This is a genomic window from Microbacterium sp. JAI119, assembly GCF_013410135.1.
GTDB lineage: Bacteria > Actinomycetota > Actinomycetes > Actinomycetales > Microbacteriaceae > Microbacterium > Microbacterium oxydans.
The window spans coordinates 1,338,626-1,364,632 of sequence record NZ_JACCCK010000001.1; the positions used below are offsets into that span (position 1 = coordinate 1,338,626).

Genomic DNA, 26,007 nt, shown 5'->3' on the forward strand with positions numbered 1-26,007 from the left:
GGCATGGCCGCTCCGCTATGAAACAGACGTTCCTCGCGCCGTCCCCGGGTGCTCCTCACGCCTCGGGGGGAGTGCCCTCGCACCGCGCCGACATCGACGGCCTCCGCGCCCTGGCGATCCTGCTCGTCGTCGTCTATCACGTGTGGCTCGGACGGGTCTCCGGCGGCGTCGACGTGTTCCTCATGGTCTCCGCGTTCTTCCTCACCGGGTCGTTCGCCCGGAGGATGCAGGAGGGGCGACCGCTGCAGCTCGGGTCGTTCTGGATCCGACGGTTCCTGCGCTTGGTCCCCGCCGCCGCTGTCACGATCGCGGGGGTGCTCGCCGTGGCCTTCCTCGCGTTCCCGCGGACCGAGTGGCCACGGGTGTGGAGCGAGGCATGGTCGAGCCTGTTCTACGTCGAGAACTGGACCCTCGCCTTCTCCGAGGTGGACTACTACGCGCGTTCTTCGCAGACCCCGAGCGTGTTCCAGCACTTCTGGTCCCTGTCGGTGCAGGGGCAGGTCTTCCTGCTGTGGCCGTTGCTCCTCGCCGGGGTGTGGCTGGTTCTCAGAACGCGTCGCCACCTGATCGTTCCCGCGCTGTTCGCCGTGTTCGGCACCATCTTCGTCGTGTCCCTGGTGTTCTCCATCATGGAGACGAACAGTGCTCAGGACTTCGCCTACTTCGACACCCGCACCCGGCTGTGGGAGTTCGCCGCCGGCTCTCTGGTCGCCTTGGCGCTGCCCGCTCTACGCGGTCCGATCCGCGGCGCCGCAACGCTCGGCTGGATCGGTGTGCTCGGGATCGCCGTCTGCGGCATCGTCATCGATGTGCAGGGAGGGTTCCCCGGCTATCTCGCGCTGTGGCCGATCCTCTGCGCAGCGCTCGTGATCATCGCCGGTCGGGACGGGGCTCGCGGCGGACCGACGGCGTTCCTCGCATCGCGTCCTCTCCGGTACGTGTCGCGCGACGCCTACGCGCTCTACCTGGTCCACTGGCCCGTTCTGGTGATCTGGATGGTCTTCTCCGGTCGATCCGAACCGGGGATGCTGGCGGGCCTCGGCACCATCGGGCTGTCCTTCGTCCTCGCGAGGCTGCTCTCCCGTTTCGTCGAGCAGCCTGTCCGGGAGGCGAAGGCGCTCAAAGGGTCGAAGAAGCTCGGGATCGGGGTGCTCGTCGCGGCCGTGCTGGTCGTCGCGGTACCGCTCGGCGCGTGGCAGGGCGCCATCGTGCAGCGCACCGACGCGATCCAGGCGAGTGCCTCCCAGGGGTACCCGGGCGCGGCCCAGATCGATTCGCCCATCGATCTCGCGGGCATCGACCTGCCGTTGATCCCCGACCCCACGGCCCTTGATGCGGAGTGGGTCTATCTCGGGCAGGAGTGCACCGGCGACCTCGTCGCCCTCGAACCGGCCCTGGAAGACTCGTGCACGCAGACCGTGCGAGCCGCCGAACCGGGGACTCGGCGGGTCCTCGTGATGGGAGACTCGCATGCCCAGCAGCTGATGTCGCCGCTGCGGGTCTCCGCGGAGGGTCAGGACTGGGAGCTGATCGCTCTGCTCAGGGGCGGATGCTCGATCGCGATCGGCGCACCCTCCACCTCCACCGACACGGCTCCTTCCTCGGAGACCGCCTCTGATGCCGCGTCCTGCGAGGAATGGAGATCAGCGGCGATCGACTACGCCCTTCGCGTGCAGCCCGAGGCGGTCTACCTCGTCGTCACACGTGCCAGCCCGGCATCACCGGAGGTCTTGGTGGACGGGATCGAGGACATCGTGTCGCTGTTGCTCGACCGCGGTATCCAGGTGATCGCCGTACGTGACAATCCGCGGTTCGACTTCGACATGTACGGCTGCGTCTACGAGGCCGACGAGATGTGCGATGTTCCGGAGATCGGGTTCGAGGAGGGGGTCTCCCTGGATGCGCTCGCTGAGCGCGAGGGGATCACCGCCGTCGATTTCCGACCGTGGATGTGCCCGGACTCCATCTGCCTCGGCGTGATCGGGAACGTCGCCGTGTACATCGACGACAACCACGTCTCCGACACGTACGGGCGCACACTCGCCCCGATGCTGCAGGCGATGCTGGATGAGGGCGAGGTGCTTCCGCCGACGGGTGGCTGACAGGGTTCCCCTGGTGAGCCCCGGTAGAGTGGAGAACCTGTGTGGCGCGCGTTCTCGTGCGCATCGGAGCCTCATCGGGCAGAAAGCAGCAACATGGATCTCCTCGTCGTCGGATCGGGCTTCTTCGGCCTCACCATCGCAGAGCGCGCCGCAAACGCCGGCCGCAAGGTCACGGTCATCGACCGTCGTCACCACATCGGCGGCAACGCCTACAGCGAGGCCGAGCCGCAGACCGGTATCGAGGTGCACCGCTACGGCGCCCACCTCTTCCACACGTCGAACGCCACGGTGTGGGAGTACGTCAACCGATTCACGAGCTTCACCAACTACGTCCACCGCGTCTACACCACGCACAAGGGCGTGGTCTTCCCGATGCCGGTGAACCTGGGCACGATCAACCAGTTCTTCCAGGCGGCGTACACGCCGGACCAGGCTCGGGCTCTCGTCAGGGAGCAGGCGGGGGAGTTCGACGTGAAGTCGGCGACGAACTTCGAGGAGAAGGGCATCGCTCTCGTCGGGCGTCCGCTGTTCGAGGCGTTCTTCCGCGACTACACCGCCAAGCAGTGGCAGACGGATCCGCACAAGCTCTCCGGCGACATCATCAGCCGTCTGCCCGTGCGCTACACCTACGACAACCGCTACTTCAACGACACCTGGGAAGGTCTCCCCACCGACGGCTACACCGCCTGGATCGAGCGGATGGCCGACCACCCGAACATCGAGGTCAAGCTGGGCGTCGACTACTTCGACGACTCGCAGCCGCTGAACAAGAAGGCCACGGTCGGTCAGCTGCCGGTCGTGTACACCGGGCCGGTCGACCGCTACTTCGACTACGCGGAGGGTGCGCTCAGCTGGCGCACGCTCGACTTCGAGCAGGAAGTGCTCAGCGTCGGGGACTTCCAGGGCACCAGCGTCATGAACTATCCGGACATGGATGTGCCCTACACGCGCATCCACGAGTTCAAGCACTTCCACCCCGAGCGCAAGGACGTCTACGCGCAGGACAAGACGGTCATCATGCGGGAGTTCTCGCGATTCGCCGAGCGCGACGATGAGCCGTACTACCCGGTGAACACCCCGACCGACCGTGACGGCCTGCTGGCCTACCGCGAGTTGACCAAGGGCGAGACCGACGTGCACTTCGGCGGCCGTCTCGGCACGTACCAGTACCTCGACATGCACATGGCCATCGGCTCTGCGCTGTCGATGTGGAACAACGAGCTCGCCTAGACTCGGCACTGTGAGTCACGCTGCTGTCGGGGCGCCGGGGACGCCGCGGCGATACCTTCACTCGCTGTGGCTGCTCTCGGCCCGAGACCTGAAGGTCCGCTATTCGACGAGCATCCTCGGCTACCTGTGGTCCGTGCTCGATCCGCTCGTCATGAGCGTGATCTACTGGTTCGTCTTCACGCAGGTGTTCAAGCGGGACGTCGGGGAAGAGCCGTACATCATCTTCCTCATCAGCGCGCTGCTGCCCTGGGTGTGGTTCAACAGTTCGGTCTCCGACTTCACGAAGGCCTTCAAGAAGGACTCGCGGTTGGTGCGTTCGACGGCCATCCCTCGATCGATCTGGGTGAACCGGATCGTGCTGAGCAAGGGCATCGAGTTCCTCTTCTCGCTGCCGGTCCTCGTGCTGTTCATCGTCGTGAACCTTCTGGTCGAAGCCGATCCGAACCGGACGGTGCAGATCGGGTGGGGCGTCCTCTGGCTTCCCCTGGCCGTCGTGCTGCAGACCATCCTCCTCATCGGGCTCGGCCTGCTGGTGGCGCCCCTGTGCGTGCTCTTCGTCGACCTGGAGCGCACGACGGCGCTGATCCTGCGGGCGATGTTCTACGCGACGCCGATCATCTACAACGTGACCGATCTGCCGGGGATCTTCCAGACCCTCGGAGCCTTCAACCCGCTGGCCGGCATCTTCATGCTCTACCGGATGCCGTTCTTCCCCGACCAGTGGAACACGTTCACGCTGACGATCAGCATCGCGATGAGCCTGCTGATCCTCGCGCTGGGGATCTGGGCCTTCCGCAAGCTCGAGCGACCCGTGCTGAAGGAGCTGTGATGGCGACCGCGATCGAAGTCAGCAGCCTCGGAGTGCGTTTCCGTCGCAACCGACGCGGGTCCCGCAGTTTCAAGGATCTGTTCGGCGGCGCCTCCCGCCGCTCCCGACCCGGAGAGTTCTGGGCGCTTCGGGACGTGTCCTTCTCGGTCCGATCCGGAGAATCGATCGGTGTGGTGGGCCGGAACGGTCAGGGGAAATCGACGCTCCTCCGGCTCGTGGCGAAGGTGCTCCTTCCGGACGAGGGCACGGTGACCGTCAACGGCGGAGTCGCACCGCTCATCGAGATCACCGGTGGATTCGTCGGCGACCTCACGGTGCGGGAGAACGTCCGACTCACCGCTGGTCTGCATGGGATGTCCCGCGAGGAGGTGTCGCGGCGCTACGACGGCATCATCGAGTTCGCAGAGCTCGCCGGCTTCGAGGACACCCCCTACAAGCACCTGTCGAACGGCATGAAGGTGCGGCTGGCCTTCGCGGTCGTGTCGCAGCTCGACGAGCCGATCCTCCTCGTCGACGAGGTGCTCGCGGTGGGGGACAAGGCGTTCCGCGAGAAGTGTTATCGACGCATCGACGAGCTGCTCGCCGATGGGCGCACGCTCTTCTTCGTCAGCCACAACGAACGCGACCTGCGCCGTTTCTGCACGCGTGGCCTCTACCTCGACAAGGGCGCTCTGGTCCTCGACGCGCCGATCGCCGAGGTCCTCGACCGTTACAACGAGGACTACAACGCGCGCTGACGCACGTCGGCTCGGGAAGTCACTCCCCGAGCTTCTTCTGCTCCACGTCCGCGTTCAGGGCCACCAGCTCGGGGTGGGCTTCGAGGACCTCGATGATCTCGTCGGCGCTGAGGTCAGCCGCGCTGTAGGTCTCGACGAGGGCGCGGATGACCGCGAGGTCCTCCGGGGTGTCGACGGTGACGCGGAAGCGCGACGCGTCGCGCGTGCCGGTGATGGCGTGCAGGCGCGTATCGGCTCCCCGGCCGCTGTAGAGGAACGGGGTGACGTGCTCGCGATCGGCGGGAAGGGATGCCCGTGCGTCCGCTTCGAGAAGCGCAGCGGCGGAGAACACCTCGAAATCGAAGCCACGGGGATAGGTCCGCTCGAGCACGTTGGACACGTGTGCGGTGGGGTCCGCGAGTTCGGCGAACCGCTCGATGCCCCGCCGGACGAGCGCGGGGTCGATGAGGGGGCAGTCCGACGTGACGCGCACGACCACGTCGAGCCCGGCATCGCGCGCGGCGCCTGCGAACCGTCCCAGCACGTCGGTCTCGCTGCCACGGAAGACGCGCGCTCCTCGGGACACCGCGAGCGCCGCGATCGGATCGTCGCTCGCATTCGTCGTCGTGGCGACGACCAGTGGCAGGTCGAGCTTCTGCAGCCTGTCGATGTGATGGTCGAGCAGGGTGCGTCCGCCCGCGGCGAGCAGGACCTTGCCGGGGAGCCGGGTGCTGGTCATCCGCGCCTGCGTGATGATCCCGACTCGTGTCACCGCAGCGCCTCCGCGAGGGCGTCGACGACCTGGTCGACCTGCGAATCGGTCAGCTCAGGGTGGATCGGAAGCGACAGCTCCTCGCGGTAGAAGGCCTCCGCGTTCGGGCACATCCCTCGCCGGTAGCCCGCGTCGGCGTACACCGGATGCCAGTAGACGGGCATGTAGTTGACCTGGACACCGACGCCGAGTTCCCGCATCCGATCGAAGACCTCACGACGTCGCCCGTCGAGGATGCGCACGGGGTAGAGGTGACGCATCGCGTCGACGTTCTCGCGCTGGACCGGGCGGCGCACGCCGTCGAGATCGGCTAGTGCGTCGTCGTAGCGCCGCGTGATCTCCGCGCGCCGACGTTTGAACGCGTCGAGTCTGGAGAGCTGGGACAGGCCGAGCGCGCAGGCGATGTCGGTGAGTCGGTAGTTCACGCCGAACTCGTGCACCTCCTGATGCCAGGCACCCTCGCCGGGCACCTGGAAGCGCGAGGCATCCCGCACGAGACCGATGTTGTGGAACTCGTGCGCACGCTGTGCCAGCTCGGGATCCTTGGCGACGAGCGCTCCGCCCTCGCCGGTGGTGAGGTTCTTCGTCGGGAAGAACGACAGCGTCGTGATGTCGGCGAGATCGCCCACCGGCCGGCCGTTGTAGGTGCTGCCGATGGAGTGCGCGGCATCGTCGAGGACGCGGGCTCCGTAGCGCGCCGCCGTCGCCGTGAGCCGGTCGTAGTCAGCGGGGTGACCGGCGTAGTCGACTGCGGTGATGATCCGGGTGCGGTCGTCGATGAGGGCATCCACCGCGGCCGGGTCGATGAGGGCGGTGTCCTCCTCCACATCGGCGAAGACGATCCGTGCACCGCGCATGGACGCGGTCGACGTCGTCGCGATGAAGGTCATGGGCGTGGAGATGACGACGTCGCCCTCGGAGATCCCTGCTGCCGCATACGCCATGTGCAGCGCCGCCGTGCCCGAGGTGGCCGTCACCGCGCGATGTCCGCCGGTGAGCTCGCTGATCTTCGACTCGAAGGCGGAGACGAGGGGTCCGGTGGTGAGCCAGTCGCCGCGGAGGACGTCGACGACGGCCTGGATGTCATCTTCGGAGATGGACTGTCTCCCGTACGGCAGCATCCTCAGATACCCGCTTCGATGATGGCCGCGATCTCGGCCTGCGAGTACCACCGGTCGTTGCTGTCGGATCGGTAGGCGAAGCCTTCGGGCACCGGAACGGCATCCTTCGGGACGCGATAGCCCCACGATGCGAGGTCGGGCTGGATGATGAAGTACTTGCCGTCGGCGACCACCACGGCACGACGGCCTTCCTCGGGGCTGATCATCTCCTCGTGCAGCTTCTCGCCGGGGCGCAGGCCCACGTCGACGAGGTCTGCACCGGGCACGACGGCGTGCGCGAGGTCGGTCACCTTCATCGACGGGATGCGGGGGACCAGCAGCTCACCGCCCTGCATGAGCTCGAAGGTGTCGACGACCATCTCGACGGCCTGCGGCAGCGTGATGAAGAATCGCGTGCAGCGCAGGTCGGTGATCGGCAGCGGCTTGCCTTCGGCTCCGAGCCTCTCGAAGAACGGGATGACCGAGCCGCGCGAGCCCATGACGTTCCCGTACCGCACCACGGCGAAGCGCGTGTCGTAGGCGGCCGCGTAGTGGTTCCCGGTGATGAAGAGCTTGTCGGCTGTTAGCTTGGTGGCGCCGTACAGGTTGATGGGGCTGGAGGCCTTGTCCGTCGACAGGGCGACGACCCGCTTCACGCCCGCATCGATCGACGCCTCGATCACGTTCTGGCTGCCGAGCACGTTGGTCTTGACGAACTCGAACGGGTTGTACTCCGCGGTGTCGACCTGCTTGAGCGCGGCTGCATGCACCACGTAGTCGACTCCGTGCAGAGCGCGGACGAGGCGCCGCTCGTCGCGGATGTCGCCGATGAACCAGCGCAGCCGCGGGTCGTCGCCGAACTGCTGCCGCACCTCGTACTGCTTCAGCTCGTCACGGGAGAAGACGACGAGACGTCGCGGATCGAGGTGCGTCAGCGCATGGCGGATGAACGCCTTGCCGAACGATCCTGTGCCGCCTGTGATGAGGATGCTCGAGCCCTCGAGAACCGACACTCTGTCTCCCTCAGCGTCGTGGAATGGTGCGGATTCCCGGGTTGAATCACGCCCGGCCTATCCTATCGGGTGGGTACGGGCGTGCCCGCGGACGGTGATGAAGGGCGAACGATGAGTCGACGAGGGGCCCTCCTCCATTGCAATGCCGGGGTCGAGTACGGCATGGGGCACCTCATGCGCACGCTCGCGATCGCCGCCGTCGCCAGGAAACGCGGATGGTCGGTGTCGCTCATCGGCGACATCGACGAGGCCGGGTCGGCCGCCGCGCACCGCATCGAGCCCGACCTGCCCGTCCGGTCCATCCGCGCGGCAGAGTCTCCCGAAGCGCTGGTCGCAGCGGCAGGAGAGGCGGACGTCCTGCACCTCGACGCGTACACGGACGTGCCCGACGTTCGCGGCTTCGGGGCTCTGGTGAGCAACATGCAGGACGGCCCCTACGGCGTGAGGGCGGCCGATCTCTCGATCGACGCGAACCTCGGAGCAGAGGCGACGTTCGCCCGTCCTGACCTCACCCGCCACCCTTTGGCCGGTCTCGATGTCGCGGTGGTACGCGAGCAGGTGCTCCGTCAGCGCGCCGCATCGCACCTGCCAGGCGCAGTGCCCCGCGTGCTCGTCGTCATGGGCGGCTCCGACCCCCGGGGACTCACGGCCCGCGTCGTGCGGGCGCTCGACGGTGTGCCCGCGCCGCTTCGCGTCACGGTGGTCGATCCGCGCGGCCGGGAGGAGGTGCGGGAGGCTGCCACCGCATCTGTCCATGACATGCAGGTGCGCGGATTCGTCGATGATCTGCCTGCCCTGGCGCGCGAGCATGATCTCGCGGTGACAGCGGCCGGGACGTCCGTGTGGGACTTCGCGTGCATGGGCGTTCCGATGGCCGTCCTGTGCGCTGTCGACAATCAGCGTCCTGGCTACGCGAACGTCGTGAGGCGGGGGCTCGCGGTGGGGCTCGGTGTTCCGCCCCATGCCGATCTGGAGGCACGGGTCGTCGAGCTGGGTGCTCTTCTGCATGACGGCGACGCGCTGGCGGCGCAGTCAGCCGCGCTTCGGGACACGGTCGACGGGCTCGGGACATGGCGGATCGTCGCATCCTGGGAGCAACTCGTCGATGCAGGGCCCGACGAGCCCCGTCCCTCGCCTCCGATCAGCGTGCGCCCGGCGACGCGGGACGACGCCAGGGTGCTCTACGACTGGCGCAACGACGAAGCCACTCGAGCGCACTCCCGGTCGAGCGAAGCTCTCGAATGGGATTCGCACGTCTCGTGGCTCGACCGCACCCTCGCCGATCCGGACCGCCGGCTCCTGGTCATCGAGTCGGAAGGACGACCGGTGGCCTCGACGCGGTGGGACCGGCGTTCCCCGACGGACTGGGAGGCGTCGATCACGATGGCCCCGGAACAGCGCGGACGTGGTCTCGCCGGTGCTGTGCTCGCCGCCTCGGAACAAGCCCTGATCGTGGATGCGCCGAGTCGCCTCCTCGCGACCGTCCACACCACGAACACGGCCTCTTCGAAGCTGTTCCAGCGGGCAGGATACCTGCCGCACCTTCCCGCCGACGCCGGCGGCTTCGCCACGTTCGCGAAGTGGCGTCTCTCGCCGGCTGGCTGACTAGAGCAGATCCCAGGACAAAGGGGTGCCCCGGTCCGCATCACGAGTGAATCGACGCCCTTCGACCAGTCCGTAGGCTTCCGGTGCCAGACCGCCGGCGGGGCGGATCGAGCGGACGTTCGCCGCGCTGACGACGTCGCCGGCGCGGACATCCGCCGTCACGTACAGGGACCGGCGGAGTGCGAGGACGGTCTGCTCCTGCGGTGTGGGACCGAAGGCGGTTCCGCTTCCTGCGGCGATCCGTGCCTGCTCCGACGCGCTGACCAGGGAGGCGAACTCGGCAGGGCTCAGGGAGAAGTCGGCGTCCACGCCTCCGTCGCCCCGGTCGAGGGTCACGTGCTTCTCGATCACCACGGCCCCGAGAGCGGCCGCCGCCACAGCGACCCCGATGCCGAGGGTGTGGTCGGAGAGTCCGATGGGCACGTCGAAGGCCTCGCGCAGCGTCCGGATGTTGCCCAGCCGCGCTTCTTCGGGGATGGCCGGGTACGCCGCGGTGCAGGCGAGCAGCACCAGCTGCGTGTTGCCGGAGTCGCGGATGGCTGTCACCGCGGCGTCGATCTCGGAGAGCGTGGCCATCCCCGTCGAAACGATCATGGGCTTGCCCGTGCGAGCGACCTCGCGGAGGAGCGGAAGGTCGACGATCTCCGCGGACGCCGTCTTGTAGAGCTCGACGCCGAGACCCTCGAGGAACTCGACGGAAGTCGGATCGAACGGCGTGGAGAAGGGGATCAGGCCGTGTGCGGCGGCGCGCTCGAAGATGGGCGCGTGCCACTCCCAGGGCGTGTGCGCCTCCTGGTACAACGAGTACAGATTGCGTCCACCCCAGAGATCGTGGTCGCCCTTCACGCGGAACTCGGGACGGTCGGAGTCGATCGTGAGCGTGTCGGCGGTGTAGGTCTGGATCTTGAGGGCATTCGCCCCGGTCGATGCCACGGCATCCACGATCGCGAGCGCTCGTTCGAGATCTCCGTTGTGGTTGCCCGACATCTCGGCGATCGTGAACACGGGGGAACCGGTGCCGATCTTCGCCGAGGAGAGATCGATGGTCTGCGCAGAAGTCACGCCGACAACTCTAGACGGGGGAGTTCCTCGAAGACGCGACCTGCCTTGCTCGGGGAGGTGCGCTCCGGCCCCGCGGACCCCAGGACCGCAATTCCGGATGAGCCGGAATATTGCCCTAAGCTGTGGGTCTATGGGGCGTGTGACGGAGCTCGTCGGGGACGAGCGTGCGACGACTGGCGAGGAAGCCTTCTACGACCGGCTTCGACCGCTGGTGGAGTCGTTCGGCCGCCCCGAGGGGATCCGCCGGGTCGCAGTGGTGGGGAATCAGCCTCTGGACGAGTCTCCGGAACGTGCGGAGCGGATCGACTCCGCAGACCTCGTCATCCGCGTCAACGGCTTCCGCATGGATGACATCGACGGGCCTGCCACCGTCGGGAGGCGCGTCGACGTCGTGGTCTTCAACCGTGGGGTGCGACCGACCCCGTGGTTCTTCTCGGACTACACCGACCGTCTCTACCTCATGATCGAACCGGGGCGTCTGCTGTGGGAGAACCCGAAGACCCCCGACTTCTGGCCGCCGGACCTGGGTATCGTCACCATGCCGAACCGTGAGGTGATCCTTCCGCTCGGCGAGGCGATGGGAGTGGACCCGCACGAGGGTGGCCAATGGGCGACCACGGGCACGGTGATGCTCTGGATCGCGACCAGGCTGTTCCCTGATGTCGAGATGGACGTCACCGGTTTCTCCTTCGTGGATGCGCCGGATCAGACCGCCTGGAACCACGCTTACGGAGAACCGTCAGCTGTCGGCGCCGAACACCGCATCGACCTCGAATCCATGCTCTTGCGCGAGTGGATCGACTCCGGGCGTATCTCCTATCACCGCTGATCTCCAGACCCGACCATCACCAATCACCCGAATGATTGAGGACTGAATGCTGAACCGAATCCGTCGACGGATCGACGCTGCCGTCGTGCGCCGCGTTGATGCCAGAGTGGACGCACGCCTCGAAGAGGCCTTCGCGAACCTCGAGGGCGCCCGCGCCGACTACGAGGCTCGCTTGGCCGGCAACCAAGCGGACTTCTCCTACATCCGCTCCGAGTTCGATCGCATCGCCCCGCAGGTCGCTGCGTTGGAGCAGCGCTTCGAGTGGCTGCGTCATCAGCTCGACCTCACGAACGAGGATCCGGAGAGCGACCTCGTACGGGCGAGAGCCGAACACGAGCGTGCCCGTATCCGGCTCGAGCTCGCTTCGCACTATGAGGAGCGTCTCCGTCGTCTCGAGTCGCCCGCTCGATAGCCGCGGGCGACTCGGGCGCTAGAGGCCGGCGAGGCTGCGCAGCTGGTCGACGCTGACGCGTGCGGCGTCGACGGCCCGACCGACGTTCGATCCGGAGGACACGGCGGAGCGCAGCGCGCTCAGTCGGCTCGAGTACTCGCTCGTCGTCGTGTTCCAGTCCTCGGCGATCGACGAAGGCGGCAGCGCCTCCGACAGGCGCTGTGCGTCTCCCTGCATCGTATCCAGGACGGAATTGACGTCTCCATCGCCTTCGGACACGATGTCCAGCCCGACCAGCGCCGATTCCAGCCAGACGCCGACGCGGTCGCGGAACGCGGGAAGGGACGGGTCCTCCACGGGTGGGGGAGTGTCGACCGGAGCCGTAGGGTCGGGGGATGCGGATGAAACCGCGGAGGGCGTCTGCGTCGGCGTCGGGGTCGTCGTCGCCGTCGGAGACGCCGAAGCGCCCGGCGCCGGTGACCCGCCCCTGGGGAGGAGGAAGAACAGCAGCGCGGCCACGACGAGCAGGGCGAGGACGGAGAGTCCGACGATCAACCAGACTCGTCCGCGGTTGCGCGGCTTGGGTTCGATGGGGGCCCAACGGAGCTCGGGCTGCGGTTCGTCGGTCATGCCCTCATCCTTCCAGCGGAGCCATCGGCTGCCAGGACCGATCACGGGCGAGTCTGCCGCCTTCTCTCAGGCCTCGGAACAGGTTGCTGGTGCCCCGGACCGTCCTCTCCACGAACACCAGTCGGATGAGCTCCTTCGCGAAGGTCATCGCCGTCCCCAGCCCGAACAGCACCGGGTTGTAGACGCCGTGCACGCGGTAGTAATTCTTGATGTAGGCGCGATTGCGCATGATGTAGAAGCGGTAGGCGTTGCTCGACGCGTTCATGTGCCGGATGCCCATGTCCCATTGCTTGATCTCGCGGGTGCGGCGCAGCACGAACTCGTCCACGATCACCGCGGTCGTCTTGCGGGACGCGAGCCACCCGTACATCTGGTCGTCCCAGTAGATGAAGAAACGAGGGTCTGGCAGGCCGATCTGCGCGACGACGGAACGGTGGATGAACATGCCCTCGAAGCAGCCGCTGTTCATCTCCTTGTAGCCGGAAGTGTCGAAACCGGACGGCGCGAACGGGATCGGGATGCCCATGCGCTCGGCGATGCGGTACTGCCAGTAGAACTCGCTGCCGTCGTAGTCGTACCGGCGCCCCTGGATGCTCTTGAAACGCGGAGTCCAGAAGCCCATCCTGGCCAGGCCGTCCGGAAGGACCTCGACGTCGTCGTCCATCATCCAGATCCATTCGGCGCCGAGGTCGTATGCGGTGCGCATCCCCTCGCTGAAGCCGCCTGATCCGCCCGTGTTGGTGTCGAGACGGCGGTACACGATCTCGGTACCGATGCTGTCGCGGAACGACTCGACCACGTCCGTGGTGTCGTCCACCGACGCGTTGTCGATGATCACGATACGACCAGGCTTCGGGTCCATCGCGGTGATGCTCGTGAGCAGTCCGGTGAGAAGGTGCGAGCGGTTGTAGGTGACGATGACGATCGTCGCCGTGGTCGGGTCGAATGCAGCGGGTGCCGCGGTCATGCCTTCTCCTTGAGGATCTGCTGCCAGGACGTGGAGGAGACGAGCTCGGGGAGCGCGTCACGATAGTGCTTCTGCAGTTCGGGCCAACGGCGGCGCAGCTCGGCGTGCAGTCGGAGGGAGTCGCGGAGCATCCGGCGGTGGGTGCGCCTGTCACGGACATAGTGGAGCTTTCCGGCGGAATCCGCGGTCTCGACGAGCGCACTGTCGACGCTGCCCAGCCGCCACCAGACGGCGTCCTTCTTCCGGAACTCCGTCTCGGGCGCCGCGACGTTCTCCGGAGCGGGACGGTGAAACCAGTTCGAGACCAGCGTGGAGAGGGTCAGCCACCGCAGCTTCATCCCCTCCGGACTCATCGGTTCCTGCAGGTACCGGCGTCGTCCCGTCCGCGGGCGCCCGAGGTTCGACGTGTCGTGGTGCACGACCGTCTCCGGGAAATCGGACGCGATCGCCCGGGCTGCGGGCATCGCTGTCGCGAGGCTCTCCCGCAGATGACGCGGCCCGGCCAGGACGTCCCGCAGTGCCTTCGCGCGAAGGGCCACGGGGTAGTACTGCATCATCATGAGGTGTTTGAGGTCGACGCGACGGCTGTGCACCAGGAGCCGTCCGCTGCGGGGGGCATTCGAGTGCAGGAGCGCGGCGACGATCCGATTTCGGGCATGGAAGTACGCCTGCCAGTCGATCATGTCGTCCTTGTGCACCCATGACACGTGCCACAGGGCGACGCCGGGAAGGGATACGGTGCGGAAACCGGCCTCGCCCGCGCGCAGACAGAACTCGGCATCGTCCCACTTGATGAACGCCGGTAGGGCGAGTCCGACTTCGCGGATCACCTCGAGCGGGATGAGGCACATCCACCACCCGTTGTAATCGGCCTCCATGCGTGCGTGCAGGAAGGGGGAATCCCGCAGGCTCGCCGTCGCGAAGTCGTGGGGCATCCGCTCCGGATTGGTGTCGCCCCAGGCGAAGGCCGGCTCGTCGACGACCTCAGCCCAGCCGTGCAGTGTGCAGCGTGCCATCAGGTCGAACATGTGGCCACCGACGATGGTGGACTCGCTCGTGTAGCGGGCGAACACGATCGAGCGACGGAGGGCCTCAGGCTCGAGTCGCACATCATCGTCGAGCAGCTGCACGAACTCGCTCTCCGGACGCAGGAGCGATTCCTGCATGGCCCGAGCGAATCCACCGGATCCGCCGAGGTTGTCCTGCCGGATCACGCGAAGCGTGTCGCCGAGGAGGGCGGAGACGGCTTCGTATCCATCCTGCTCGGCGACCAAGCGGGTGCCTTGGTCGACGAGGAAGATACGGTCGACCAGCGACAGCACATCGGGGGACGATGCCAGCGTCCGCAGCGTTTCGATGCAGTAATCCGGCTTGTCGAACGTCGTGATGCCGAGTGAGGCCTTCCCGGTTCGGACCGGCTCGTGCTCCGTCTCCCAGCGCGCACCGTTCAGGACGACGGGCTCCTCATCCGCGACGACATCGAACCAGATCCAGCCGCCGTCGTCGTGGGGGCCGAGATCGAGATCGAAGGTCGTCGTGGCGTCTCCGACGACGGAGCGCGCCTCGATCCGGCGGGACTCGCCCTGCGCATCCGAACGATGCAGCAGCACGGTGCCCGATCCGGTGGAGCGCACGGTGAGACGCACGTCCCGCACGCCCGTCCAGTGGCGCCAGTATGCGGCGGGGAAGGCGTTGAAATAGGTGCTGAAAGACCACGTGCTCTTCGCCGGGACCCGCGCACTGGAGCGGTCGAGGATGCCCTCGACCGGTGTGATCGCCGCACGCGCCGCGCGTTCGTCCTCGGTGTCAGGTCGATGCTCGGCGTCCACGTAGAGGGGGAACACATCGGGGTCGTCGCCACCGGGGAAGACGACGTTCTGCAGGACGTATGCCACGGGTTGGTTTCTCCGATGTTGGTGTCACAGGCGGTTGTCGTGGGGACAGCGGCCGGACTCGACGAGCAGAGAGTAGCCTACCGTCCGCTCCCTTCGGATCAGCGGAGAGGCTCACCTCGGTGGCGAAGGGGCGACGGTTAGACTGGCTGCGATGAAGGTACTGATCACCGGCGGCGCCGGATACATCGGATCCACGGTCGCCACCGCGTGCATCGAGGCGGGCATCGACGTGGTCATCCTCGACGACCTCTCCAAGGGGCTCCGAGCCTTCTGCGAGGGTCGCGCGTTCTACGAGGGCGACATCGCCGACCAGGTGGTCCTGGAACGTCTGCTCGCCGATCACCCCGACATCGATGCGGTCATCCACTGTGCTGCACGTATCGTCGTGCCCGAGTCGGTCACGGATCCCCTCGGCTACTACGAGACCAACGTGGGAAAGACGATCGTGCTGCTCCAGCATCTGCGTGACGCGGGGATCCCACGCATCGTGTTCAGCTCTTCCGCTGCCGTCTACGAGGGGGAGAGCGGTGCGGGGGTCGATGAAGACGCTCCGCTGGCTCCCTCGAGTCCCTATGCCACGACGAAGGCGATGGTCGAGCAGATCCTCGAAGATGCGGCCTCCAACGGCGACTTCCGTGCGATCGCCCTCCGCTACTTCAACCCCATCGGCGCCGATCCGCAGATGCGCACCGGGCTGCAGAACCCTCTGCCTTCGCATGCGCTCGGGAAGATCATGCAGTCCCATGCCGCAGCCGAGGCCTTCTCGATCACCGGAACCGACTGGCCGACCAGGGACGGATCCGGGCTGCGGGACTACATCCACGTCTGGGACCTCGCGCTCGCGCACGTGGCGGCCGTCGAGCGATTCGACGAGGTCGCGACGGCGGACGACCCCTATCGGGTGATCAACATCGGCACCGGGGAGGGCGTGACCGTCCGCGAGCTGGTGGCGGCCTTCGAGCGGGTCACGGGTGAGGCTCTCGCCGTCGTCGAGACCGCGCGGCGTCCCGGCGATCAGGCCGGCGCGTTCGCGATCGTCGATCGTGCGGCTGAGGTGCTGGACTGGCGTGCCGAGCGCTCGGTGGACGACGGGGTCCGCGACGCTATCACCTGGGCGGAGAAGCTGCCCTCCATCCGCTGACGGCGCCCCTCGGCTACTCCTGAGGGCGGAGCGTCGGTATGGCTCCCGTGTGTGCTGCATCGATGTTCTCGCGCCAGGAACGCGACTGGCCTGCACGCAGGGCGCACAGCACGAGCATGAACCATCCGGCGCCGACGAGCGTGAAGCTCTCGAACATGGAGTCGACCGCCAGCGTCACCAGCATGATCGGCGTCCAGGCGTACACGACGGAGCGGCGCGTGCTCGCTACGAGCCAGGAGCGGATGAGAGCGACGCCACCCAGCAGGAGGAAGAGCACCAGCCCCGCGGCGCCGAGCTGGAGCAGCACGTCGAAGAAGGCGTTCAGCGCGCTCTGATGGCGGTCGTCGAGTTGGAAGTTGATATAGGTGAACGGGTACTCGCCCCGTGCCCAGTCGCCGAACCATCCCCATCCCTGGACCGGTTTCACGGCCACGAAATCGAGGATCGTGTTCCAGAGCGAGCCGCGGATCGAGAAGTCGGAGCCCGCATCGAGCACGGCGATGATCTGATGGCGCAGCGCGAACGCCGCCGCAAGGGCGAGGGTGACGACGACGCCGAGCGTCCACTGCACGATCGTGCGCCGGTCGGCCGGGGTGTGGCGGACGATCGTGAGGGCGATCGTGACGACGCCGACGGCACCGGCGAGCACGAGGACCGTCGGGGAGGAGGACAGCACCGCCAGGAAGCTCGCGAGAGCGATCGACGCCACGGCGAGCGGGGCTTTCACGGACTGCGTGCGCCACTCGATCACGAAGGTGATCAGCGCGATCACCGCGATGAATCCGAGCATGTTGCGGCTGCCGAAGAGGCCCTGGATCGGGCCGCCGACGGCGAGATTCCCCTGGATCCCGAGGAAGGTGAAAGGCAGATCGAGCAGCACGCCGGACAGGATCTCCACTGCGAGGGACGCGGCCAGGAGCACCCGGAGCGTGTCGCCGATCGCGCGCACCGTCTGGAGCGTGTCGCGGACGTGGCCGATCGTGATGGCGAGGAACGCGAAGCCGAAGAGCGACATCCACCCGAAGATCGTGTCGGACTTGTCTGTGGTCCAGAAGACGCTCACCAGCGCCCAGGCGAGGAAGGCGAGCAATGACGACGGCGCGATGCGCAGCAGCGACAGCTCGTCGCGACGTATCCAGAGGATGGCCGCGCCCAGCAGGCAGAGCGCGGCGATGATCGTCGCCAGCGTTGTCGCCGACGTCATCTGCTGGATGGCATAGGAACCGAACACGGCAGCCAGCGCTGCGAGCGTGAAGGCGCGTGCCAGCTCCACGGAGCCGAGCAGCCGCACGATCGGGCGTGCCGGCGTCACGGCACCCGCCGCTGCCGAGTGCCGCGTTCGAACAGTAGGTCGCGCTCGCCGACGCCGACCAGGGGCACCGACTTGAGCTTGAACGACAGCAGCACGAGCAGCATCCAGCCCCACAGCATGATGGGCATCGACTCGGTCAAGCCCTGCACGAGCAGGACCACCGTGAACAGACTGGGCAGCAGGGTCAACGGCGAGAACGGACGTGCATCATCGAGGTCCCAGCGGGGACGATCGACCGCGAAGAACCAGGAGCGCCACAGCAGCGTGCCGTAGGCGACCGCCATCAGCACCACTCCCACCACACCGAGCTGGAGCAGGACGTCGAGCCACATGTTGTGCGCGTGGAACACGGTGATCCCGTGATCGGTGATCCACCGGTCGAAGGCGGGATCATCGGGGATCCACGGGCTCGAGAACCCGTTGCCGACGATCGGGTGCTCGGCCGCCCGCTCCAGCACCTTGGTCCAGATCTTCTCGGATCGTCCGGTGAGGTCGCTGCTGCGACCGAGAAGCCCCAGCAGTGGCTCGCGCACCAGCCAGATCCCCAGCGCGGCGACCGCCGCGCCGCCGATCGAGACCACGTAGATGCGGGTGCGCGCTCCCGGAGTGCGGGCCCGCCGCATCAGCAGCGCGACAGCGAGCACGACGGCGACCGCCGCCGCGCACACGAGGGCTGTCGCCGATGCGGTCCGGAACAGGAAGTACGTGGCGAGAAGCATCCACAGGGCCAACGTGGTGCGCCAGCGCGCCTTGGCTGCGAACAGCACTCCGAAGGTGATGATCGCGAAGAGCGAGATGATCGCGAGCAGATTCGCGTTCCCGACGATGCCCTGGATCCTGCCGCCGTCGAACAGGTTGTCGCGGACCCAGTACCACTGCGGATCGATCTTGCCGTCAGGGAGGGTGAGGAAGTTGGGCAGCAGCGGCCCGTGCAGCACCAGCGAGACCCAGAGCTCGATCGCCAGCGAGAGGCCGAGGATCCATTTGAATGCCGACGAGAGGGCACGGACGATCTCGTGCCAGGTGAGCACGTGGGCCAGGAAGAGCGCGTTCACCGTGACGGCGGCGAGAAGGATCCAGGTGACGACTGTGGGACCGCGCCACTGCGACCAGGCGACGGAGACGAGCGCGAAGGCGGTGTAGCCGAGGGCTGTCCAGGGCAGGCGCCGCCAGCGGAACGGCTGGGGGCGATTGCGGGCGAGCATCGGAATGCCGATGCCGAGGGTCGTGAGCGTGAAGACGGCGAGCGTCACGGCGGCCCCGTCCCGCCCGAGCAGGTTGTAGACCGCGGAGTGGGCGAAGGTCACGAAGAGCACGAGGATCGCATACCCGCGCAGCAGCAGATGCCCCGTCGACTCGCGCTCCGGCGCGGTGGGCGGGGCAGACACCGGATGCTTCGTGTGCTGGGCCATCGCGTTCAGGCTACCGCGCCGTGCTCCGGGCGTCGCTGAACGCCGCAGCACCGCTCTACGCTGGGGTGCATGCTGCTGCGCCTCTCGAACACGCCCCGTGACTACGCCTGGGGATCGGACTCGCTTCTCGCCGGACTCGAGGGGCGTACGCCCACCGGTGCGCCGGAGGCCGAGGTGTGGTTCGGGGACCATCCCGGCGACCCCGCCGACGTCGCGGGCGGCGGCACACTCGACCAGATCACCGGGGGCACGCTCCCGTACCTGCTCAAGCTGCTCGCCGCGGGGAGCCCGCTCTCGATCCAGGTGCACCCGACGATCGATCAGGCCAAGGCAGGATGGGAGCGCGAGAGCGGTCTCGCCGCGGACGACCCTCGGCGCAACTATCGCGACGCCAACCACAAGCCGGAACTCCTCGTCGCACTCAGCGAGCGCTTCGAGTCCCTGAGCGGACTGCGTCCCGTTCCCCGGACGCTCGCGTTGCTCGGCGCTCTCGAGGACAGCCACGGCGTCCAGGAGCTCCGGACGCGCCTGAGCGCGGAAGGCGACGTCCTGCGCGACGTGATCGCCTGGCTGCTCGGAGGCGGTGCACGCGCTGAGGTCGACGACATCATCGCCGCGGTCGTCGCTGCCTCCACCCGCGAAGACGCAGGGGAGTGGAGCACGACTCTGCAGGCGATAGCGAGCGTGGCGCAGACGTACCCTGGCGACCCCGGCGTCGTGGTGGCGCTGCTCATGAACCACGTCGTCCTCGAGCGGGGCGAGGGGATCTTCCTCCGTGCCGGCCTCCTCCATGCCTACCTCTCCGGTCTCGGCGTGGAGATCATGGCGGCGAGCGACAACGTGCTCCGCGGCGGACTCACTCCCAAGCGCATCGACGTCCCCGAGCTTCTCGCGATCCTCGACACCTCCCCCGGAGAAGTGCCGGTGCTGCGGGCGCGGGCTGAGGGTCCCGTCACGCCGTATCCCGTTCCGGTGCCCGACTTCGCCCTCGAACGGGTCGTCGTCGACGGCGACCCGCTCACGATCGGGCTCTCCGGGCCCACGATGGTCCTCGCGACGGCCGGTGAGGTGACGGTGACCTCTTCACAGGGCGAGGCGCTCACACTCGCGGTCGGGACCGTCGCCTTCGCGGACTCCGCCGAGGAGGGGATCACCCTCTCGGGTGCTGGTGAGGCGTTCGTTGCCGGACCCGGACGCTGACACGGGCTCATCGGACGCGATCCGACACGCCGGTGACAGGTCAAGAACCTTAAAGAGCTCCTTGAGGGTTTACGATCCGCGACTTGACCGGAGCGAATGACACGGGTGTAATTAGTCATGCGCACGGCCCGCCGGGGGGCGGAGACAGGGTTGGAGATCGAGATGACGGGATACCGTTCAGACGTACCGGAGAACTGGTTCGTCGATCCGATCAACCTCGGTGTTCCCGGGGTTCGACGCGCGGACACTGCAGAGGACGACAATGCCCTCGCCTGGCAGAGCGACGCGCTCTGCTCGCAGACGGACCCCGAGGCGTTCTTCCCTGAGAAGGGCGGCTCGACCAGGGACGCCAAGCGGATCTGCACCTCGTGCGACGTCCGTGGCGAATGCCTCGAATACGCTCTCAACAACGACGAGCGATTCGGCATCTGGGGCGGGCTCTCCGAGCGCGAGCGTCGCAAGCTCAAGCGCCGCGCCAGCTGAGTGGTCCATCGCTCCCGGAGCGAGAACCGCAGGGATGCATGGCTTCGCGGGCGCGCCGCGTCCAGTACGCAGACGTCGGGGGTCGCGCGCATAGGCTGACGACGTCATGCCAGCCCGAGTTCACGCCATCATCGTCGCGCGCACTGGATCGTCCTCCCGAGCGCAACTGCTCCGCACTCTCGACGCCCTCCGCGCTCAGACCACTCCCGCCGCCGCTGTAACGCTCGTCGTGTGCGGCGACGCATCGTCAGTGCGCGAGAGCGAGGCCGTCGCGAGCACCGTCGAGGGGATCATCGAGGCGCGCGCCACCACCTCCTTCGCCGAGTCCGTCGAGCTCGCGAGGCCCCGAGTCGCGGAAGGCTCGGCGATCTGGCTGCTCGCTCAGGACACCACGCCGCACCCGCGGGCACTCGAGCGCCTGAGCGGGATGCTGGAGCGCTCGCCCTCCGCCGCGATCATCGCTCCCAAGCTCGTGGCCTCGGACAACGACCGCGAGATCGTATCGCTCGGCGTCAGCATGACCGCTCTCGGACGCTCGGTCGAACTCGCGGCCGGTGAACTCGACCAGGGACAGCACGACCGCTCGGACGACGCACTCGGTGCGGACGTGCGAGGTCTCCTCATCCGTGGCGAGGTCCGCGATGCCCTGCGGCCGGATCCCGCGCTCGCCGGCGCAGACGAGGGCCTCGACCTCGGAGTCCGCGCGCGCTTGGGCGGAGGGCGCGTCGTGCTCGCTCCAGGCGCGCGCGTCTCCGTATCCCCCGATGGTCCTGCCGCGCTGCCGTCCGGCCGTTTCCGGCGCGCCTTCGTCACCCGGCTGGCCCAGCTCCATCGGCGCCTGGCTTATGCGCCTGCCGCAGCCGTACCTCTGCACTGGCTCAGCCTGCTGCCCCTCGCGCTGTGGCGCTCGATCACCGATCTCGTCGCGAAGCGCCCGGAAGCCGTGCTTCCCGAATGGGGTGCCGCGCTCACGGCGATGTCTCGGTTCGGCGCCGTCGTGCGCTCGCGCGCAGCGATTCGTGCGTTCCGCACCTCCAGCTGGGCCAGCATCGCGCCGCTGCGAGTGACGTCTTCGGAGTTGCGGCGACGGCTGGACGACGGCCACGGGAGCGAGGGCGGTGCGGTCAGCGAACTGCGCTTCTTCTCGGGGGGCGGCGCCTGGGCCGTGCTCGCAGCGCTGGTGGTCAGCATCGCCTCCTTCACGAGCCTGCTGGCATGGCCGACGCTGGGGGGAGGGGCACTGCTGCCCCTCCGACAGACCGTGGGTGCGCTGTGGAGCGACGCCGCGTGGGGGATGCGGGACGTCGCCCTCGACCTGGTCGGCCCTGCCGACCCCTTCGCGTCGGTCGTGGCGGTGCTGGGCTCGCTCTGGCCGGCCGGCCCCTCGTTCTCGGTGGTTCTGCTGTGGATCCTCGCGCTCCCGCTCGCCGTGCTCGGCGGCTGGTTCGCCGCGACGCGGGTGACCGACCGTGAGGGCCTGCGCATCTTCGCGGGAGTCGCGTGGGCTCTCGCCCCGACCTTCCTCACCGCGCTCGTCGACGGGCGCCCGACTGCGGTCCTGGTACACCTCCTGCTCCCGTGGCTCTTCCACAGCGCGGTGGTCGCGCATCGCTCCTGGGGCGCCGCGGGAAGCGCCTCGCTGCTCCTCGCCGCGGTCGTCGCCTGCGCTCCCTCGCTCGCCCCCGCCCTCGCACTGCTGTGGGTCGTCGCACTCGGCATCGTGCTGGGAACCGCGCAGTTCCGCGGCGCGGGCCGGTTGCTGTGGCTGCCGGTGCCCACGATCGTCCTCTTCGCGCCGCTCGTGTTCTGGCAGCTCGCACACGGCACGCCGTTGGCACTGCTGGCCGATCCCGGATTCATCTGGGCGGGCCCGCAGGTCGCCGCCGACGCCGCAGGGCGTCTCGCGCTCGCCGGCGGCTTCCCGACGCCGACGCTGGCCGGATGGATGGAGATCGTCCCGCCGTCGATCGCCGTATGGGCTCCGTTGCTCTGCGCCCCCATCGCCGTGCTCGCGCTCGGAGCAGCGGTCGCGCCGCGCTGGCGTGCGGGGATCACCCTGCTCGTCGTCGCTGCATCCGGGCTCGCGACGGCCTTCCTCGCTGTCGGCGTCACCGTGAGCTTCGCGCAGGGAACTCCGGTCGCGATCTGGCCAGGGGCAGGGCTCAGCCTGGCCTGGATCGGCGTGGTCGGTGCCGCGGTCGTCACCTTGGACACCGCTCTCACCATGCCGCGGCTGCGGGTCTCCGCCGCGGTGGTCGCAGCGGCGGCACTGGCAGCATGCGCGGTGCCCGCGCTCAGTGCGCAGCACACCGACCGTTCGGTCCTGACCAACGGGCCGGATTCGACGCTGCCGGCATACGTGGCAGCACAGGCGGCCGGTGATCGCTCGATCGCCACTCTCGTGCTGACCCCCCAGAACGACGGCGGCCTCGCCGCTGAGGTGACGTGGGGCGCGAGCGAGACCCTCGGTTCGCAGTCGACCTTGACCTCCACCGCCGTCGAGCCACAGGGCGCCGACATCTCGACGCTGGCCGTGGACCTCCTCTCCGCGCGCGACTTCGACGCGCCGGGTGCCCTCGCGGAGACGGGGATCAGCTACGTGCTCGTCGCCCAGGTCCAGGGAGAGGGCGACAAAGCGAGGGCTCTGCGCACCGAGGCCGTCGCAGCGATCGACCAGCGTGCCGGCCTGGTGCACGCGGGGACCACCGACCGTGGAGTGCTCTGGCGGCTGGAGGCCGAACCTGCCGAGCAGCCCTCCCTCACCTCCGCCCAGCAGGGCACGGCACGACTCGTGATCACCCTGCAGCTGCTGGCGGTGTTCGCCGCCCTCCTGCTGTCGATCCCGACGAGGGCATCGCGCCGCGCCGCACGCTCCCGCTCCCGGATCGTCGGTCGTGTGCCGGACGAGCCGATCGTCCTGCCGAGGCACAGGGAGGACGCTGACCTCATCGACGAAGCTCCGGTGGGGACGATCGAGGACCCGCAGGACGAGCCCGCACTGAACGAGGATGCCCTCGCGCCGATCGCCCAGCCGACCAGCGACGAGCCGTCTTCGTCTGGCACAGAAGCGTCGACGGACCGCGGTGAACGACGCCCGACCTCTACCGAGGAGGACCGATGAGCAGTGGCAACCGCGCATTCCGAGTCGCCGCGACCGGTGCCAGGGTCATCACGGGCGTGGCGGTCATCGCCGCGTGCGTGATCGGTGTCGCGACGGCGGTGCACGCCCCGTGGCCTGTCGTCGCGCACGATCCGGCACAGGTCGAGGTCACACCGGTCCCCGGTGACAGCATCCTCGTCTGCAACGGTGACCTCCGTGCACTCGGGCGCGACGCCGCGGCCCCGCTGGACATGCTCCCCGCAGCCTCCCCGTCCCTGACGACAGGAGGTACCGCGGGAGCTCCGGAAGCGGATCGGCTCGCGGTGACGGATCTGCCGGAGGCCGAGGGACCGGAACGGCTCACAGGGCGGGTCGACGGGCGCACGGCACCGCTGATCGCCGGAGCGGAGTCGATCACGATCGCGGCCGACGACCTCGCGGGATACGCCGCCCTGCCGTGTGGTCAGCCGCGATTGGAGTCGTGGCTCGTCGGAGGAAGCATCGACACCGGGACGGAGGACATCGTGACGCTGACGAATGCGGCCGATGTCCCGTCCACGGTCACGCTGTCGGTGTACGGACCCGCGCGGAGCACGCGGACGGTGATCGTCCCCGCGCGCTCGCAGACGGCCCTTCCCCTCACCTCATTCACCACCGGCAACGACGTGCCCGTGGTGAAGGTGAGCGCGGTGGGAGCCCCGGTGCGCGCAGCCCTCCAGTCATCGCTGGTGCGGGTTCTCGATCCCGCGGGCATCGACCTGCAGGACTCGGTCCCCGGGGCGCAGCAGAGGCTCGTGTTCACCGGGGTGGAGGCGTTCCCGGCCAGCGGCGACGACTCCGAGATGACTGTTCTTCGCGTTCTGTCGCCGGGCGTCGGCGCTCGCGTCCAGGTCAAGGTCCACGCCGAGGGGGAGGCGGGTCTGGCCGATGAGTTCACCGTCCCGCTCGAAGCCGATCTCCCGTCCCAGGTGTCCCTGTCCGGTCTCGAGCCGGGTCGGTACACGGTCGAGGTGGAAGCGGACGTGCCGCTCATCGCCGCCGTCCGACAGCAGGACGGATTCGGGCTCGACTCGGACTTCGCCTGGGTGATGCCGGCTCCTGAGGTCGATGTCGATGTGGTGTTCGCCGTGCCGTCCGGTCCGGCGGCCAGACTGCAGCTCGCCAACACATCCGACGCTGACGCCACCGTCACACTCGAACCCGTGGACGGGGGGCAAGCGCAGGAGATCGTCGTCCCGGCAGGCGAGACCGCCGGGGTCGCCGTCGCGGGGCGTACGACCTATCGGATGCAGACGACGGCGCCCGTGCACGCTGCGGTGGCGCTCACGGCTCCCGGCGCCATCGCGGTGATGCCCATCCAGACGAGCGCCGGCGGAGAAAAGCCGATCACGGTCTATCCCTGAGCGGCGCACCGCGTTCGGGCCGACATGCCGGCAACGACTGTCGTGGCGTCAGTCGTGGTGTCAGTGGTCGTGGCCGAGGTCCCACGGCTCGCGGCCGACGTACTCGGCCGCTGCCCGGAAGACCGCGCTCTCGATGGCCATGCGCCGGTGCGCGGCATCGTCGTGCCCAGGGGGCAGGAGCCGTTCGATGGGGAGTCGGAACAGCACGATGCGCCGGTTCTCGCGGTCGAGATACCACCGGGGCACTTCGTCGGTCGCGTCGAACCCCGGGATCGCGCCGATCTCGAACCGGACGTCCTGCAGTTCGGGCCAGGTACCGCGGAGGAACTCGACGGCCGTGCCGACCGTGAGGTCGAACCGGTCGATGCGTCCGTCGAGAGGAGCCAACGGCGGACGCACGACCTCGCTGCGGCCCAGGCGACCATGTCGCCCATGCCGCGCACCGCGCCGAGGAGCGGCGGTGGCGGGGGTGGCGCGTCGACGAGGCATGACGAAAGTCTAGGCGGTGGCGGCTCGCCCGGCGCGGCATCCGTCGCCGCGTCGGAGTGCGCCGTACGCTGGCGGAGATGGACGGACGACTGTGCTCGAAGGTCGGCTGCGCGCGAGAGGCCGTGGCCACCCTCACCTACGACTACGGCGATCAGATGGCGGCCCTCGGCCCGCTCGGCGCTGCGAACGATCCTCAGGCGCATGATCTGTGCTCGCCCCACGCCGACCGGCTCTCGGTGCCCGCCGGGTGGCTCGTCGTCCGTCACGAAGCACTGCGCGCCTGACACCGGTGGATCGACACGCGGTCACAGCCGAGCGCTGAATTC

23 protein-coding genes are annotated in these 26,007 nt (G+C 68.2%); 13 read left to right on the forward strand and 10 right to left on the reverse strand.

The window, feature by feature from the left end:
• The first annotated feature begins 17 nt into the window (after window positions 1-17).
• The 4 genes from HDC31_RS06485 to HDC31_RS06500 all read left to right on the forward strand — a co-directional run bounded on the left by HDC31_RS06485 (window position 18) and on the right by HDC31_RS06500 (window position 4,898).
• Window positions 18-2,102 carry an acyltransferase family protein gene (locus tag HDC31_RS06485; RefSeq protein WP_113680194.1) on the forward strand — a complete coding sequence of 695 codons (2,085 nt, stop codon included), beginning with the start codon at window positions 18-20 and terminating at the stop codon, window positions 2,100-2,102.
• A 93-nt stretch (window positions 2,103-2,195) separates the two neighbouring features.
• Window positions 2,196-3,332, forward strand: coding sequence for a UDP-galactopyranose mutase (gene glf, locus HDC31_RS06490; RefSeq protein WP_113680193.1), 1,137 nt, complete (start codon window positions 2,196-2,198; stop codon window positions 3,330-3,332).
• A gap of 10 nt (window positions 3,333-3,342) precedes the next feature.
• The gene (locus HDC31_RS06495) at window positions 3,343-4,161 is read left to right on the forward strand and encodes an ABC transporter permease (RefSeq protein WP_046749515.1); all 819 of its coding nucleotides are present in this window, start codon (window positions 3,343-3,345) and stop codon (window positions 4,159-4,161) included.
• A complete protein-coding gene (locus tag HDC31_RS06500; RefSeq protein WP_046749514.1) occupies window positions 4,161-4,898 on the forward strand; it encodes an ABC transporter ATP-binding protein in 738 nt (245 codons plus the stop codon). The genes HDC31_RS06495 and HDC31_RS06500 overlap by 1 nt, the downstream gene beginning before the upstream one ends.
• Window positions 4,899-4,917: 19 nt before the next feature.
• Here HDC31_RS06500 and HDC31_RS06505 read toward each other — a convergent pair whose 3' ends face one another.
• The 3 genes from HDC31_RS06505 to pseB are packed head-to-tail and all read right to left on the reverse strand — an operon-like array spanning window position 4,918 to window position 7,762.
• Entirely contained in the window at window positions 4,918-5,649 is a 732-nt protein-coding gene (locus HDC31_RS06505) for a cytidylyltransferase domain-containing protein (RefSeq protein ID WP_113680192.1), read from the reverse strand.
• Window positions 5,646-6,770 carry a UDP-4-amino-4,6-dideoxy-N-acetyl-beta-L-altrosamine transaminase gene (gene pseC, locus HDC31_RS06510; RefSeq protein WP_113680191.1) on the reverse strand — a complete coding sequence of 375 codons (1,125 nt, stop codon included), beginning with the start codon at window positions 6,768-6,770 and terminating at the stop codon, window positions 5,646-5,648. The genes HDC31_RS06505 and pseC overlap by 4 nt, the downstream gene beginning before the upstream one ends.
• A gap of 2 nt (window positions 6,771-6,772) precedes the next feature.
• Window positions 6,773-7,762, reverse strand: a complete 990-nt coding sequence (pseB, locus tag HDC31_RS06515; protein WP_058632621.1) for a UDP-N-acetylglucosamine 4,6-dehydratase (inverting) — start codon at window positions 7,760-7,762, stop codon at window positions 6,773-6,775.
• Between the two features lie 111 nt (window positions 7,763-7,873).
• Between pseB and HDC31_RS06520 the strand changes: the two genes are divergently transcribed.
• Entirely contained in the window at window positions 7,874-9,367 is a 1,494-nt protein-coding gene (locus tag HDC31_RS06520) for a bifunctional UDP-2,4-diacetamido-2,4,6-trideoxy-beta-L-altropyranose hydrolase/GNAT family N-acetyltransferase (protein WP_082738352.1), read from the forward strand.
• On the opposite strand, the gene pseI is transcribed toward HDC31_RS06520, so the two are convergent.
• A complete protein-coding gene (gene pseI, locus HDC31_RS06525) occupies window positions 9,368-10,429 on the reverse strand; it encodes a pseudaminic acid synthase (protein WP_061015098.1) in 1,062 nt (353 codons plus the stop codon).
• A gap of 130 nt (window positions 10,430-10,559) precedes the next feature.
• Between pseI and HDC31_RS06530 the strand changes: the two genes are divergently transcribed.
• Together HDC31_RS06530 and HDC31_RS06535 are read left to right on the forward strand one after the other, a co-directional pair.
• Window positions 10,560-11,258 carry a glycosyltransferase family 29 protein gene (locus tag HDC31_RS06530; protein WP_218867328.1) on the forward strand — a complete coding sequence of 233 codons (699 nt, stop codon included), beginning with the start codon at window positions 10,560-10,562 and terminating at the stop codon, window positions 11,256-11,258.
• 46 nt (window positions 11,259-11,304) lie between these two features.
• The gene (locus HDC31_RS06535; protein WP_058632624.1) at window positions 11,305-11,670 is read left to right on the forward strand and encodes a hypothetical protein; all 366 of its coding nucleotides are present in this window, start codon (window positions 11,305-11,307) and stop codon (window positions 11,668-11,670) included.
• A gap of 18 nt (window positions 11,671-11,688) precedes the next feature.
• Here HDC31_RS06535 and HDC31_RS06540 read toward each other — a convergent pair whose 3' ends face one another.
• The 3 genes from HDC31_RS06540 to HDC31_RS06550 are packed head-to-tail and all read right to left on the reverse strand — an operon-like array spanning window position 11,689 to window position 15,141.
• Window positions 11,689-12,279, reverse strand: coding sequence for a hypothetical protein (locus HDC31_RS06540; RefSeq protein ID WP_113680189.1), 591 nt, complete (start codon window positions 12,277-12,279; stop codon window positions 11,689-11,691).
• A gap of 4 nt (window positions 12,280-12,283) precedes the next feature.
• Window positions 12,284-13,246: a glycosyltransferase family 2 protein gene (locus tag HDC31_RS06545; protein WP_058632626.1), complete on the reverse strand. Its 963-nt coding sequence runs from the start codon at window positions 13,244-13,246 to the stop codon at window positions 12,284-12,286.
• Entirely contained in the window at window positions 13,243-15,141 is a 1,899-nt protein-coding gene (locus HDC31_RS06550) for a glycosyltransferase (protein WP_113680188.1), read from the reverse strand. Before HDC31_RS06550 ends, HDC31_RS06545 begins: the two co-directional genes overlap by 4 nt.
• Before the next feature lie 151 nt (window positions 15,142-15,292).
• Between HDC31_RS06550 and galE the strand changes: the two genes are divergently transcribed.
• The gene (gene galE / locus HDC31_RS06555; RefSeq protein ID WP_058632628.1) at window positions 15,293-16,282 is read left to right on the forward strand and encodes a UDP-glucose 4-epimerase GalE; all 990 of its coding nucleotides are present in this window, start codon (window positions 15,293-15,295) and stop codon (window positions 16,280-16,282) included.
• 13 nt (window positions 16,283-16,295) lie between these two features.
• On the opposite strand, the gene HDC31_RS06560 is transcribed toward galE, so the two are convergent.
• Together HDC31_RS06560 and HDC31_RS06565 are read right to left on the reverse strand one after the other, a co-directional pair.
• On the reverse strand, window positions 16,296-17,594 hold the full coding sequence (locus tag HDC31_RS06560; protein ID WP_061015095.1) for an O-antigen ligase: 1,299 nt from the start codon (window positions 17,592-17,594) through the stop codon (window positions 16,296-16,298).
• Window positions 17,591-19,006: an O-antigen ligase gene (locus tag HDC31_RS06565; protein ID WP_179515927.1), complete on the reverse strand. Its 1,416-nt coding sequence runs from the start codon at window positions 19,004-19,006 to the stop codon at window positions 17,591-17,593. Before HDC31_RS06565 ends, HDC31_RS06560 begins: the two co-directional genes overlap by 4 nt.
• A gap of 69 nt (window positions 19,007-19,075) precedes the next feature.
• Here HDC31_RS06565 and manA point away from each other — a divergent pair, with 69 nt between their 5' ends.
• The 4 genes from manA (at window position 19,076) to HDC31_RS06585 (ending at window position 25,192) form a co-directional block, all read left to right on the forward strand.
• Entirely contained in the window at window positions 19,076-20,206 is a 1,131-nt protein-coding gene (gene manA, locus HDC31_RS06570; RefSeq protein WP_113680186.1) for a mannose-6-phosphate isomerase, class I, read from the forward strand.
• Window positions 20,207-20,368: 162 nt separating this feature from the next.
• The gene (locus HDC31_RS06575) at window positions 20,369-20,689 is read left to right on the forward strand and encodes a WhiB family transcriptional regulator (protein WP_082682698.1); all 321 of its coding nucleotides are present in this window, start codon (window positions 20,369-20,371) and stop codon (window positions 20,687-20,689) included.
• Window positions 20,690-20,795: 106 nt separating this feature from the next.
• Window positions 20,796-23,810 (forward strand): glycosyltransferase, encoded by a 3,015-nt coding sequence (locus HDC31_RS06580; protein ID WP_179515928.1) that lies wholly within the window; start codon window positions 20,796-20,798, stop codon window positions 23,808-23,810.
• The gene (locus tag HDC31_RS06585; protein WP_061017860.1) at window positions 23,807-25,192 is read left to right on the forward strand and encodes a DUF5719 family protein; all 1,386 of its coding nucleotides are present in this window, start codon (window positions 23,807-23,809) and stop codon (window positions 25,190-25,192) included. Before HDC31_RS06580 ends, HDC31_RS06585 begins: the two co-directional genes overlap by 4 nt.
• Before the next feature lie 60 nt (window positions 25,193-25,252).
• Here HDC31_RS06585 and HDC31_RS06590 read toward each other — a convergent pair whose 3' ends face one another.
• Entirely contained in the window at window positions 25,253-25,681 is a 429-nt protein-coding gene (locus tag HDC31_RS06590; protein ID WP_227750927.1) for a hypothetical protein, read from the reverse strand.
• A 77-nt stretch (window positions 25,682-25,758) separates the two neighbouring features.
• Here HDC31_RS06590 and HDC31_RS06595 point away from each other — a divergent pair, with 77 nt between their 5' ends.
• Window positions 25,759-25,965: a DUF3499 family protein gene (locus HDC31_RS06595; protein WP_021199833.1), complete on the forward strand. Its 207-nt coding sequence runs from the start codon at window positions 25,759-25,761 to the stop codon at window positions 25,963-25,965.
• Window positions 25,966-26,007 lie beyond the last annotated feature (42 nt).